Annotated in this window: 7 protein-coding genes; 1 reads left to right on the forward strand and 6 read right to left on the reverse strand. The window is 61.4% G+C overall.

The window, feature by feature from the left end:
- Positions 1-19: 19 nt before the first annotated feature.
- Entirely contained in the window at positions 20-763 is a 744-nt protein-coding gene (locus FV560_RS04360; RefSeq protein ID WP_235019923.1) for an ABC transporter ATP-binding protein, read from the forward strand.
- A gap of 50 nt (positions 764-813) precedes the next feature.
- Here FV560_RS04360 and FV560_RS04365 read toward each other — a convergent pair whose 3' ends face one another.
- The 6 genes from FV560_RS04365 to FV560_RS04390 all read right to left on the reverse strand — a co-directional run bounded on the left by FV560_RS04365 (position 814) and on the right by FV560_RS04390 (position 11,941).
- Entirely contained in the window at positions 814-1,470 is a 657-nt protein-coding gene (locus FV560_RS04365; protein WP_159619777.1) for a hypothetical protein, read from the reverse strand.
- Positions 1,471-1,916: 446 nt separating this feature from the next.
- Positions 1,917-4,340, reverse strand: coding sequence for an enolase C-terminal domain-like protein (locus FV560_RS04370; RefSeq protein WP_235019924.1), 2,424 nt, complete (start codon positions 4,338-4,340; stop codon positions 1,917-1,919).
- A 208-nt stretch (positions 4,341-4,548) separates the two neighbouring features.
- A complete protein-coding gene (locus FV560_RS04375; protein ID WP_159619781.1) occupies positions 4,549-4,839 on the reverse strand; it encodes an acylphosphatase in 291 nt (96 codons plus the stop codon).
- On the reverse strand, positions 4,836-8,171 hold the full coding sequence (locus FV560_RS04380) for a Mur ligase family protein (RefSeq protein ID WP_159619783.1): 3,336 nt from the start codon (positions 8,169-8,171) through the stop codon (positions 4,836-4,838). The genes FV560_RS04375 and FV560_RS04380 overlap by 4 nt, the downstream gene beginning before the upstream one ends.
- Positions 8,164-9,240, reverse strand: coding sequence for an ATP-binding protein (locus tag FV560_RS04385; protein ID WP_159619785.1), 1,077 nt, complete (start codon positions 9,238-9,240; stop codon positions 8,164-8,166). The genes FV560_RS04380 and FV560_RS04385 overlap by 8 nt, the downstream gene beginning before the upstream one ends.
- A 112-nt stretch (positions 9,241-9,352) precedes the next feature.
- Entirely contained in the window at positions 9,353-11,941 is a 2,589-nt protein-coding gene (locus tag FV560_RS04390) for an acylphosphatase (protein WP_159619787.1), read from the reverse strand.
- Positions 11,942-11,981: the final 40 nt, after the last annotated feature.

Below are 11,981 nucleotides of genomic sequence, written 5' to 3' on the forward strand. Positions count from 1 at the left end.
TCGGGTCTCACATCGCTACGTGACTGACGGCGGTGAGGTTGTCCACGCCGTCGCCGAGACCAACCTGACCATCCCGAAGGGCCAGTTCATTTGTGTCGTGGGACCGTCAGGATGCGGCAAGACCACGCTCTTGAAGATCCTGGCAGGATTCGTACAGCCGACGGGTGGCCAGGCGACGCTTGATGAGGTGCCCATCAACGCACCCGCACATGAACGTGGCGTGGTCTTCCAGCAGCCAAACCTGTACCCGTGGCTGTCGGTCCGCAAGAACGTCGAGCTCGGGCTGAAGTTTCAAAGGGTACGCGCGGAAGCGCGGAGAAGCCGCGCCATCGCGCAACTCGGACTCGTCGGCCTGGAGCAGTTCGCCGAGCAGCGTCCCTACGAACTGTCCGGCGGCATGCAGCAGCGGGCTCAGATCGCACGAGTGCTGGCCAGCGACCCCGATATCGTCCTCATGGACGAACCGTTCGGCGCGCTCGATGCAATCACTCGCGAGCAGCTACAGAACGACCTGCTCCGTATAGCGCGCGAAGGCGGCAAGACGATCTTCTTCATCACGCACAGCGTTGACGAGGCCATCTTCCTGGGCGACCGGGTACTCGTGATGTCACCACGCCCTGGACGCGTTGTGCTGGACGAGACGATCGACATCTCGCAGCAGCACGGAAAACTCCTGGAGGGCGCTGAACTGCGTGCCACAGTCGAGTTCAGGGCGTACCGGGAACGAATTGGCGGCGCGATCTTGAATCAGATGATCGCTTAATCCTACGAAGAGCACAGGTGCTCACTCTGGATCGCTCTCCACCATGGCGTCTATTCCTTCGCCGCCGTGGACACCATATGTGCGGGCGCCGTCTGCTCGTCCCCAAGGATCATGCGCACGGTGAGCAACGCCACTGCTTCCGGCGATCCGCTGACGCGAAACCAGGGAGGCCTCCCACCCGACTGCGAGTGCTCACTTTCAACTCGCAGTGACAGGTCCTTAAACATGCTCAGTTCTGTCATCGCGACGCTGGCCGACCAACCGACAGGTTCAACGGTCGCCGAGATCATGGACCGACGCCGGCCCGGAATGATGCCGGCCAGTTCACATTCATGCTTCAGGAACGTGGTGACGATGTCGGGCGAACCACCGGCGTTCACTCTTCGACCGAGATGCGGCGAAGCGTCAAGATCCGCAACTTGGACCGTCTGCCTGCCGGCCGGTCTCGTCACGTTGTCGACACGGAGCGTCACGCTCCCGTGATCTATACCCGGAACGGCTTGCAGGCTAGCAACAGCGATTGAGCGCAACTCGGGATGGGTGCTTCCTCGTGCCTCACGCACGGCTCCCTGCGTCGCCGTCCCGGAACCTTCTGTCGAGGAGGAGACAGCTGAGAGCACCTCGTCGCCAGCGACGAGGCAGTCCAAAGTCACGCCGCCGCGGATCGCCTCCAAGATGAAGGTCCCTCGCCGGTCGGCTGCCTCCAACGCAGACATTCGAGCGTCTAAGTCTGCTGCGCTACTCAAGCCAGGGGAAACACGGTGACTTCGTGCGCCACGCGCCTCCCGGATGACCACTGGGTAGCCAACCCGGTCCGCGAACCTGGACGCCGACCTACGGTGCGTCGACCGCAGTAGGACATGCTCCGAGACAGGGAGCCCACCGCGCGCAAGGAGCGCTCGCCACGACGGTGCGTTCTCACAGAAGCTCTCTCCTGCGAACGTCGTGCCTGTCGACTCACCACCGATGAACGCTAGGCGTGCAGACGTGTTGTCGTCGCCTGAAAGTAGAGCATCCTTGGGAAGTCGTATCGAAGGCACACCATGCGCGAGCATCTCAGCTTGCAGAAGCCAACTGTCTCGCAGGCGCTCTGGTAGACCGTCTGACCATCGGACTAGACCTGTGGGCGGGCTGGCCGGGCGTCGAAAGAACCTCATGAACGAACCTCGAACTCCTCAGGCACCGGTACGGCCGCGTGAACCGTTTCCACACTCTCGATTCCAGAGCCCCGCGGCCCAGCGAACGCAAGAGAGGCGAGCGCCGCAACCGGAGCACTCGGGCCAGCTACGAGTGCACGGGACGCTTCCCTACCTTCAGCTTGGATCCAGCCGGACACGCCAAATGCTCGGGCACGGGATGCAAACCACTCTCGATACTCTTCGCCGGCACGTCTACCTCGGGTCGTCATGCGTAGCGTCAGCTCTTGAGCCGCATCGTCCGTAATCGTCAGACCACGCCTACCCGCCACCAGCCGGACGATTGCTCGCGAGACCTTGCTCGGGCGACCATATAGCGGGAACTCATTGCCGCTTTGCGACGGGTGAGCATTGAGTTCGCAGATAGCTGCTCGCTGCTCCGACAATGGCTTAGAAAGGTCCGGAATAATCCAGTCAACCCCCGAGAATGACAGACCTGGGATCGCTTTGACTGCCCGCACAGACGCCTCCACGAACGACGGGTGAAGAACATCAATGGCATCCCGCGTTTCTCCACCCTGCTGCGGATTTGGATTGGAGCTAAATATCACCTCGCGACCATCCGTGAGAACTGTGTCATACGTGACCCCCTGGCGCTCAAGTTGATGGCGAGTTCCGGCGTCAAGCTTGATGGGCCTGTTCATCAGGTGCGGATTGCGCATTCGCATCTCATGCTTAAGAAGTAGCAGTTCCCCCACGGTCCGTTGACCGTCGCCAATCACTGCTCCATGGGGCCATTGGATCATCGACAGAGCGTCGTCTCCTACGACAAAGACTCTGCCGCTTGTTCCTTCAATTTGCTCTTCTACGATAACATCTCTGTTCTCGTACCCCGTACCCTTCAGCGAATCGAACGCATACCGCATTTCCGCTGCGTCGTGAATATCCGTTACCACACCTCGCCCACCAGTACCGCGCAGCGGCTTGAGAACTACAGGAAATCCGATATGCTTCGCATATTCAATTGCTGGCTCGATTTCATTCGGGCCAAACCGATCTCCGTTAGGCACCGGTATACCAGCACGCTGAAGCAGTAAACGCGTCGAATGCTTGTCGCTCGTGATGGCCGTCGCTGTTCGCGACGAAGCGGTCGACTTTGTCCACCAGAATCCGATCGAGCGATCCGGGCCATCGTTGGCGACAAAGCCGACCTGGCTCGTCCTAAACGTACCTAGGCCGAGCGCAAGGCACTCTCGCTCCAAAAGGTGGCTATCGAGCTGTATCTTTCCGAACTCGCGCAGATGTGCCGACTCATACTTATTAATTGGGATAGGTCCGCTGCTGACGTCGGGAAGCGTCGGGAACCAAAAATGACGTCTTGTAAACGGAATTATTGCGTCGTACGCGAGCGTCGCACCCAACCCGGGATGCGGGCTGTTCGTATGGACGCTCGAGCCAGCCTCGAACTCGACTAGCGGCTCGGAGATCCGAGCCACAGGGCCCCCTGGCGGGGCCGCCGTGATGTAGTCGAGGCGCGGCATCGCCTTGGCTAGATTGACGAGGGACCACGTCGTGATGTCGCTAGTCCCTACCATCCCGCCGACACAGATCCGCATGTCCGGGTCGAGCTCGACAGCACGACGGGCAAGATCAAGGCTCGCGAGAAGCCCGCCTGCTTTGGCTGTCTTGATGTTGATGGCACGACAGCCGCCGTGCCTGTGCAACCACTCCAGATCAGTGGTGTCCCACAAACTCTCGTCAGCCATGATGAGAATCGTGCCGCTGCCATAACCCTCGCAGAGTTTGTCTGCCTGACGCTGAAGAGCGGGAAGACGTTCTCTAGAACTATGCGGGACAGGTTGTTCGAGAGTCACCTCTCGCGGCAATCTGCCCTCACCAATATCGCGCGCCACTCTCTCTACAAAGACGCCGGCTCCCGAGGAATCGAGACCTTCGTTGAGATCCATCCAAATCGGCTTTTCAGCCGCCGCACGCACATTTGTCTCGTGAACTACGCGGAGGATATTCAGGTCACCGTCTATATCACCGGAGCCCTTGACCCGAATCATCGGAAATCTATGCGCTTGCTCCAAAACTTTAGATCGGATCTCGTCTTCACTGTTCTGGTTCGACAGCGTTCGCACCGAGACCTGGACACTGCGACGCTGTTCGCCCAGGAGTTCCGATATTGTACAGTTGAGACAGCGGGCGATGAGGTCCAGCAGTGCCACTTCCAAGCCTAGAGTAGTGCCGTGAAACGGCCTTTGTGCGTTCGCTTCCTCACTATGCTTTTCTGCAACTTCCCGCACGCCAGACATTATTTCACGGACCGACGCCACTGCACTTTCACGAGTCTCGACGTCTACGGTCTGTCCGACCAGCGCCTTGGCGGCCTCAGTGGCGAAACTCCACGCAGCGTCGGCGTTCAGATCACCGGTCAACTTCCGCCGTGGATGGGACTCCCCCACTCCGACCACTTCCTGACCCGCGTGAGTGCCGTGGAGCCGGATGAGGAAGCTCGTCGATGCTCGCGTCACTCCCCTAGCGGTGCCATAGGGCCGTCGAAGAGGCATCGTGTACTCGAGGGCATGTGCCCGTTCAATGCTTAACATTGCCACATCCAATGGATCTCCAATTCGGCGACAATCTTCACCCGGTGATGCCATCTACGACGTCGAACCCATCGCGCGGCTCAACCGCAGATCGACTGGCAGTTACGACTGAGACATGGCCCGTCGCTGGCCCCTGCCTGCTACGTGCCAACACATAGCCGACGTCACCAGGTTCACCGCATAACAGCGCCTCCACCGCACCGTCATCACAGTTCCTCACCCAGCCCGACACTGACCGCTTGCTGGCTTGGCGCGCTAACCAGCGACGATAGCCAACGCCCTGGACGCGCCCCTCGACACGTATCCGCCAAGCCTGCATTTCAGTCATAGATCGTGATCACCCTTTGACCGCAGCCCCTTCGCTACACTCCCGAATCTCGTGTTCGCACTCGACCCCTTGACCAGCACAGTGTCACCGGATTGCAGTCGATCTCTCACCAGCGCTGGCAACTCGTCCACTTCATGCGCGTGTGGCCCGCAACGCTCGCCCAGCGCAGATCGCAGACGGTCCATGTCGTTCCCTGTGGTGAATACGAGATCAACGTCATTCTCAATCAGGCCCTCAGCCAGGCTCGCATGAATGCGCTCTGCCTCGTCGCCTAGAAAGTTGATCTGTCCGAGCACCGCAATACGACGCCCAGATCGATTCGCGCCAAACTTCCAGAGAAGCTTAAATGATGAGTTCATCGAGTCAACCGTCGCATTCGTCGAATCGTCAATCAGCAGCGCGGTCCCACCACGTACCGGTATCTCATGCAAGGCCGTGACGTTGTCCTTAGGAGCGTACGTTTCGAGTCCGACACGAATGTCGTCCACGCGCATTCCCAATGCCTGTGCGCAAAGCAGCGCACCGAGACCGTTCAGCACGGCCCCTTCGCCAACGGTTTGCATCCGGTACTCGAGGCGTGTCCCGGATAGCTCGACCTCGATCTTGGAACCGTTGATGTCGACGTCCCAATTCAGCAACCGGCAGTCTGCGGCGACTGATCGACCGAATGTCCTTACCGAACTCGCCCCAGCTACCTCCGCCCGCTGCCTCAGCTCTTCGGAGTGCGGCGTGTCAGCGTTTATTATAGCCACGCCACCGGGCGCCATGCGGTCGATCAAGCTGCCCTTTATTCTCGCAGTATCGGCAACGGTAGGTGCGATATCTCTATGTGCGAGGCCGATCGCCGTGATGATAGCAACATCGGGATTGATCATATCCGCAGTTGAGTGACCTGGAATCCGAACGAATCCAGAAATCGCGGCTTCCACAACTGCGACATCGCTGGTATGGTCTAATCCGGAAAGCGTATTCGAAACACCATCAACTGTGTTCCAGTTTCCATAACTGGAAGAGACGGACATTGAACGTTGGAGGATATGCGCGAGAATCGCCGCCGTCGTACTCTTTCCGACAGTCCCGGTAATTCCGACCACATTTCCTGAGTAGCACCTTCGCATGAGGTGAGCAACGTTCCATGTTGCTTCTCGACTATCTCGAACCTTCAAGTACGGCACTTCCAGGTCGGGCGGCTCCTGCGATCCCATGATCGCAACCGCACCCGCGGCAACCGCGCGCTTGCAGAGTTCGTCACGACCGTATCGAGACTGACGGGACGATCGACGCAACCGTTGCGTCCACGTCGCAGCGTCCATCAACACCAACACCGATCCCGGCACTACCTGGTCCAGGAGAAAGGTAATTCGTGACGGCACAGCATCAGGTTCGGTCAGATTTGCCCACGATCCGCTGAGGGATCGCCCGAGCACCTCGAGTGACGGAACCGATCCTTCTGATGGCGCCGACTCTACGTCATTTGCCCGTGCGGGATCGCCTGTCACCGCTACTTCTCGTGTAGGACGATCATCTTTGGGTCTCTCGGCCTCCGCGCGCTGACCGTGCTCATCCATCACTTCATTGGGTCTTGGGCGCACGAGGCGGATCACCCGTGACTTCAGCCGATGCCGGAGGCTCTTCGCTCGCGGGTCGCGCACCCTCCCCTCTCGCACGCGGAAGCCCGCTCTGGGCACCGTCTCACTTGTGCGAATTTCAAGGTCTGAAACACTCACCCCCGACGGGCCTTCGCAGAGCCGACTGATCATCTTCGTCGTTCGCTTACCCGTGCCCCGCATGAGGACATCGACAGCGCCGTCTTCACGAGTACAAACCCATCCATGAATGTCGTGTTCTAGAGCCGCGGCATACAGCCAGTCGACGTAACCGTGGGCTGCGAGGCCGTCTCCCTTGATCGTGATCCGCCAGGACCTTGCCTTCGGTCGCTCTGAAGCGTCGGCTGCGGAGCGCGCTTCGGTCGTTCGCGCCGCTGCGGTCTCGTCACGTATCGGACGCCTCACCCCCTTGGCGTACTGTTCCTCCACATATGGGGCCAAGCGCTCCAGGTCGACCTCAGTCCCCAAGCCAGGACCTTCCTGCCGGCGAATGACGTTGCTGCCGGGGCCAGCATAGTTGGACCTAGGGAAGGCGATTGTCTCGACGTTCCTCGGAGGGACCGTGGTCACATAGTCCAAGCGCGGCATTGCGCGGGCAAGGTTGTGCAGAGCCCAGGCTGTCAGTTCGCTGGTGCCGAGCATGCCACCGATACATATTCGGGTTTCAGGGTTCGCGGCTACAGCCGCTTCAGCGAGTTCCAGCGATTCAAGTAGACCTCCAGCCTTGGGGGCCTTGATGTTTATCGCCTTGCATCCGCCCGCCTGCACGAGCTCTCTCAGATCATCTGCATCCCACATGCTCTCATCAGGCATGATTTCGATTCGGTACTCGGCCGGTAGCCCGCGTGTCCGCAATGCGTCATCGGCGACCAGCTGCAAGTCTGCGTGCTTGAGTCCGTCCTGCTTGGGCAAGGGCCCCTCAATGATCGTCGTCGATGGCAATTCGCCAGACTTCATCAGGCCAGCCACCTCAGCAACGAAATCAGACGCTGTCTCGAATGTCATGGCTTCATTAAGATCAATCCAGAGCGGCTTTCGCTCTCCGATTCTCTGATTTCCCTGTACCGCAGCCGAGAGTAGGTCCAAGTTTGATTTGACCCCGGCTCTACCTTTGAGTCTAGTGATCGGAAATCGCGTTTGTCTTGACACTTTCTCGACGACATCTGACGCCGCGACAGATGTTGAGATCGTGGAGATCGAAATTGGAACATCCAGTCTCTGCTCTCCAAGCAATTCTGATAACCGGACGTCAAAGTATCGTGATACAAGGTCGAGGAGTGCGACCTCTACTCCCAGCAGGGTCCCACGAAACGGTTTCGGTCCATGAATTTCCGTCGAGGCGATGCCTGCGCGATCTCTCAGGGTTCGCATGAGGAACTTCACTGACCGGATGGCGTCGGCTGAATTCCTAACATCGATCTTCATTCCTTGTAGCGTTTCCACGCTCTCTACGAGGAATCGCCACGCGGAACTACGATCTTTCTCTCCGTCTCCGGTCAACACGTGCCTCGGCTGGCTCTCACCCATTCCAACGTACGCCTTTTCGCCGTCTCGACCCTCTACGATCACGATGAAATTGGTGCTCGCAGTCGTCTTCCCGCGTGCTGTTCCATATGCCTTTTTCAACGGCATCCTGTAGCGAATGGCGCGGACTCCGTCGAGAAACAGGTGCGAGCCGACCGTGAGCTCCTGTTCTTCCGGGTCCGGGATGGTGTCGCTACTCACCGGCAACTCCTCGGTCCGCACGAGGCGCGACTTGCAGCACCACAAGCATGATGCTGTGACCCTTCACAGCGCCGTCGATCAGTTCATTTACGAGGTGAGCCATGCGACCAGCGTCGCCGCTGAATGTTCCGTCGACCCGTCCACCGACCGTGTCAACAGCCCGAATTTCGCCTCTGATGCCCACGCTGCTTGCTGCTGCCACGATGTCGCCGCTGCCCCGCTCGGGGTCGGGTAGGGAGTGTGCTTCGAAGTCGTAGGTGACCACCTCATTCGGGTCCGAGATCCGCAGCCCTAGGGATCTCGCGTATCGGCGCATGATGCCCTCACTCAGCCGCTCAGCATCCGTCGGCGCAACCTTTGCTTGCACTGCCAGCCCCGCACGCTCGGAGAACTCCACCACTCCCACGGGCCGGTCATCGATCGCAGCGGTTGCATCGGGAACCACCAGGTCGAGCGAACAGAGCCCTAGTCCGGGCAGCGCCGCACTGGCACGAAGCGCGAGGTCACGTACGTCCGAATGTGCGATCTCGGTAACGTCCTCACCGCCGACGATGCTTCCGTCGCTGGGAACACCTTCGCATCGAATGACGGACCGGACCTCACCGTCACTGACCAGGACCCGCAAGTACTCACCTGATAACTGCTTCTCGACCACGAACATGTAGCCCGGCGGCACGACGAGGCGGCCGTTCTCTTCACCGGGCTCTCTTAGTTCGGTCAACCCGTAGGCAGAGCGGCTGAACCCTTCACGCTCGCTGGTCGGATTCCGAAGATAGTCGATCGCCGCATCGAGGTCGGCTTCGTCGTGGATGTCGCGAAAGGTCTCGATGCCGTTGTCACCTACCGCGGGCTTCACCACGACCGGGTACCCAAGCTTCGACGCTGTCCGCTTGGCTGCCTCGATTCCGCGACCCATGGTGAAGGTCGCACCCGGCGGAACCGGCACACCATTGCGCTCAAGCAGCCCACGCTGCATCCGCTTGTCTTGGGCGTAGGTAATGGGGCCTAGCGCGCTGGTGCCAGGCACGCCGTGAACAAAGGAAAGTTCCACGCCGTCATCACTTCGCACGTAGCAGACCTGCCGCGGGTAGACCTCAATCGGCAGGTTCGCGCGCAGCAGGGCGCGAAGCGCGAGTACTCCGTCGAGTTCGGATGCGGCGATCGGTGCCAGTTCGTGAGTATCAGCGGACACTGGGCATCAGCTCCTGTGGGGCGCGTCGTAGCGACCTGAAGTCGTCGACGTCGGGCGGCTGAACATGTTCTGTGGTGACCGAGGTGGGGCGCGACCGCGCCGGTCCGAGGACTGCAGCGGCGGCGAGTGCGCTGACGGCGACGGTCTCGCCGACGAGTACTACTTCGACACGTCTTCGGCTGATGTTGCGGACCCAGCCGGTCAGGCCGAACTCGACGGCCTGACGCCGCATCCACCGCCGGTATCCGACGCCGTTGACACGCCCCCGGACGACCAGCCTCAACGACAGGTGCTCTGCGTACTCGGGTGCGACGTTCAGATCGAAGCGTTTGACAGCCTCGTTCATGAAGGTGCGTGCCACCTGACGGGGCGTGCCGTACGTCGGGTACTCGCAGTTGCCGATGGCGGCATGCGCATTGAGCTCACAGATGCCCGCTTCCTGCTCGCTGAGGGGCTTGTGATGATCCTCCAGCAGGAAGTCAACCCCGCAGAATGCCAGGCCCGGGACGGCCTTGACGGCGGCGACGCACGCTTCCTTGATGCTCGGATGCAGCTCATCCAGGACGTCAACGGAGTCGCCTCCTTGGGAGAGGCTGCATGTATTGGACAGGATCACCCGTTGACCAGCCTCGGGCACGCTCTCCAACGTCAGGCCGGCGCGGGAGAGCTGATATTTCGCGGCCGCGCCGTACAGGATCGGGCGCCCCCACAGGTGAGGATTGAGACGACGGGTGGCGTTCTTCCGGATCATGAGTTCGGCGACGTTGTGGACGCCGTCGCCCACCACCGAAGCCGGGTCACGGAGAATCGCCGCGATCACCTGATCGCCGATCACCACGATGCGGTAGTCCTTGCCCGGAATGTGCTTCTCGACGATGAAGTCCTGACTGCCCAGCTTGCTCTCGCGCAACTGGTCGAAGGCTACGTCCAACTCGACGCGGTCCGAGATCCCTGCCACCACGCCGATCCCGCGAACGCCCATAGCCGGCTTCACCACCACCGGGTAACCTAGGAGGTCGGCGAACTGACGAGCGGTGTCGAAGTCGCCGTTGCGGAACGTCCGGCCCTTCGGCACGGGTACACCAGCGCGGCCCAGTCGCAGGCGGGTCGCCTCCTTGTGTGTGCACAGCGCCAGCGACGATGCGCTCGAGAGCGGTGAGCGGCTCCACTTGAACAGCAGCGGGGGGTGCACACCATCATTGGCGTAGAAGGCGCCCTTGGAGAAGCGCACGGTCGACATCCCTAGCGCCAGCGCCTGCCGCTCCATCATGTGCCCCTTGGTCCCGTTCGGACCGAGAGGTTGTAGATAGGGAACCTCTGGGTAGATGTTCGGCTGTGGTCCAGCGGTGATCTCGTCTTCAGCCGGGACCGTGAGGCGGTCGGTCACCGCCTCCACGATCTCTTCCCACGGCGTGTGCACCCCGAGACCGGCGGGGTCAAGGTCCGTGCCATGCCCGTCCCGCGGCTTGGCGATCACGCCGTGTACGCCGGGCAGGGTCGCGGCCAGTTGCCTGAGGGCGGCCAGCGCGACCGGCCCACCAGCATCCATGTCCAGCAGATAGAGGCGCCCCTGCCCGCGCTCGGCGTTTCGCAACGCGACCTCCCTGGCGCGTAGGAGCCCACCGGCAACGGCTGGGCGCAATCCGGCGACCACCTGCGGGCGAGACCGGAATCGCCGGGAGACCCGCTTCTCGGCTCCGAGGAGATCGGCGGCGACCGTGAACTCAACCGCACCGGAGGTTCCCGCGACGATCCGTTCCACCTCACGGACGAACGCGCCGCGACGGGCGAAGTCCCGGAGCCGGAGCGCGCGGCGGATGACGACCCTGGGGTCAATCTCCTCGCGGGCTGCGGCCTGCACCAAGGCGCGCACGCGCTCCCGTGAGTCCTCGAAGTTCAGCGAACGCTCGAAGTCCAACCACACCGGACGATCTGGCGCGGAATCCGCACGGGCCTCGCGCAACTGGTCCAGCAGGTCAGTCGTGCTCACGGATCGCCCGGCGACGACCGGCGCCACTACCGTGACTGCGCCCGACTCCTCGGACAGGAGCTGTGCCACCGAGATCCCGAGAGCCCGCGCCGCCACATCCAGCAATGCCGTCTCGACGCCGAACAGCGTGCCCGCATAGGGAGTCGTGCCCTCGAGCAAGCCCACGCGTTCGGCTGCCACCTTCGCGAGCCGTGTAGCTGATTGACGGTTGAGCCCCCACGCCGGAACGAACTGGCGCTCGTGATCGCGGGCAAGCACGGTCAAGACAGTCATCAGTTCGGTAATGGAGCCCAGGGCCGCCTGCCGACTGTCACACGCGATCGTGCGCTGGTGGAGAACAGTGAGCGCGCGCTCCAGGAAGTCCCACGAACGGCTGTCTCGGTCGCCGGTCTCCCGGCCCCGGAACTGCGCCTCGCCGACGCCTAGGACCTGTCCACCAGCCCCCGACGCGTCGATCAGCAGCATGACGTTGGTGTGGCGCTGGCGCGTGTTGCCACGGCGCTCCGCTTCGGACCGGTACCGCAAGGCTTGCAGGCGGTCGATCGTCACCACGGTCGTGGATGCCGACGTCGTTTCAGACTGCACCATGGGCAACCTCTCCTGATCTCGCCGCCATGCGGCCCGTTCT

The organism is Ruania rhizosphaerae, from assembly GCF_009805705.1.
Classification (GTDB): Bacteria; Actinomycetota; Actinomycetes; order Actinomycetales; family Beutenbergiaceae; genus Ruania; species Ruania rhizosphaerae.

Excerpts from the sequence above, each read along its gene's own strand:
- FV560_RS04375 (WP_159619781.1), bottom strand. The coding sequence starts at position 4,839 with ATGACTGAAATGCAGGCTTGGCGGATACGTGTCGAGGGGCGCGTCCAG.
- FV560_RS04390 (WP_159619787.1), bottom strand. The coding sequence starts at position 11,941 with ATGGTGCAGTCTGAAACGACGTCGGCATCCACGACCGTGGTGACGATC.